This is a genomic window from Kaistella sp. (genome assembly GCF_032060305.1).
In the GTDB taxonomy this organism is placed as follows: domain Bacteria; phylum Bacteroidota; class Bacteroidia; order Flavobacteriales; family Weeksellaceae; genus Kaistella; species Kaistella yananensis.
The window spans coordinates 3,731-5,216 of sequence record NZ_DAMBHK010000071.1; the positions used below are offsets into that span (position 1 = coordinate 3,731).

Genomic DNA, 1,486 nt, shown 5'->3' on the forward strand with positions numbered 1-1,486 from the left:
CCGTGTGTCGCAAAATTGCGTTTGAACTTCTGAATATAAATGCTGTCATTCTCTATGGTGTAAGAAAAATATCCAAGGCTAACGCCGCACATGTGGCAGCTGTTGGCATTCACAAATTCTCCATCTTCATTGGTAAACATTGGAGATGTTCGGAAAACTGTATAATATACATTCTCATTGCCACGCTTGACGGTCATTGTGGTGTCAATAAAAGAATATAAAACGCGGTTCTCCCCAAGCTGCCCGTTAAATTCATGCACATCGCCGGGCGTGGCCAACCATTTTACTGCCTTTTGACTGGCGTGGTATTCGCCGTTCAGCAAATCGGTGAGCATTTCAGCAGGAGTAGTGGATGCAGGATAATCCCCCGGTGAGGTGGCATACAGGCTGTTCGCAAACAGCAATAGCAGCAGCAGCAGTCCGGAACTGTTTGGTTTTTTATAATAAGTCCGGAAATCCACCACTATTGCCAGGTGACGCTTAACCGTTTTTAGAAATGTATTCATGAAAATGATTTTGATGATGTATTTTTCATAATTGGAAAGGCCCCCTGTTCTGCTTCCTGACTTTGCTGTAAATCATCAGGGCTGTTCCCGACAGCAAAAACCGCAACATCCATGCAAACCCTGTGTAACCATATACCCCATCATGTTGATCCTTGCTGCCCACCATCACCCAATCCGGGATGTGTTTACTTCTTTTTTCTTTTGGCACGTATCGGATATACGGCGTTGCTGCCTTTAATTGTTCTACAGTCGGCAACGGTTCGTGCTGGGAATAAAACAGGGAATAATTGTGTTCTAAACTGTCCGGTACGCCGTCCCGCATGTAGCTCAGCATCAATTTAATACTCACCGTACTTTTCCAGGGATTGGGTTTTACTTCCGCCCACTTTACCGATGATTTCACCACCACACTTGCTTTTGCATAAGCATCATCACGCAGGTAGGAGCGCACGCCCAGCAGGCCGGAGATGATGCCGAGTATAATGAATATGATGCCAATAAATTTTATAGCGTTACTCAACAATATTGATTAATTTTTGCACTGTTATATCACTGTTTCTTCTCTATCTACCTGAAGTGTTGACTAATGGCATAATACAAACCGAAACCCGTTGCCAGCACCCCTACTACAATGCTGCCTTTAAATCCTAATACCTCAGCCACCCACATCAGCATTTCCTGCCTGCCAGCCTGCGTGCTCGACAGTGGAATTGATGTGCCTTGTTCCATATCGTAAGCAAATGCAACCAGTAAAGTTGAAAAAATGAGGATGGCAATTGCGTAAAGCCAGCGTGTTAGTTTTTTCATCTTGACATTATTTGCCAGGAAATTATGTTTCGTTATCTGGGATCCATCCGGCTTTTAACTTCCAAGGGAAGATCAAAAACGCCATTGGATATTTTCACCAGGTTTTTAGTGTCCATGCTGCCATCCTCTTTCTGCAATACACCGGTAAATGAGAACCTGCCTTTGATCCTTGA

Annotated in this window: 3 protein-coding genes; all 3 read right to left on the reverse strand. The window is 44.1% G+C overall.

What is annotated here, in order from left to right; all coding sequences use genetic code 11:
- Positions 1-506, reverse strand: a 506-nt coding sequence (locus tag V5N63_RS09660; protein WP_332033779.1) for a hypothetical protein, incomplete at its 3' end; no start/stop codon positions are given.
- A gap of 25 nt (positions 507-531) precedes the next feature.
- On the reverse strand, positions 532-1,026 hold the full coding sequence (locus V5N63_RS09665) for a hypothetical protein (RefSeq protein ID WP_332033780.1): 495 nt from the start codon (positions 1,024-1,026) through the stop codon (positions 532-534).
- Between the two features lie 47 nt (positions 1,027-1,073).
- Positions 1,074-1,313: a hypothetical protein gene (locus V5N63_RS09670; RefSeq protein ID WP_332033781.1), complete on the reverse strand. Its 240-nt coding sequence runs from the start codon at positions 1,311-1,313 to the stop codon at positions 1,074-1,076.
- Between the last annotated feature and the right edge of the window lie 173 nt (positions 1,314-1,486).

Excerpts from the sequence above, each read along its gene's own strand:
- V5N63_RS09670 (WP_332033781.1), bottom strand. The coding sequence starts at position 1,313 with ATGAAAAAACTAACACGCTGGCTTTACGCAATTGCCATCCTCATTTTT.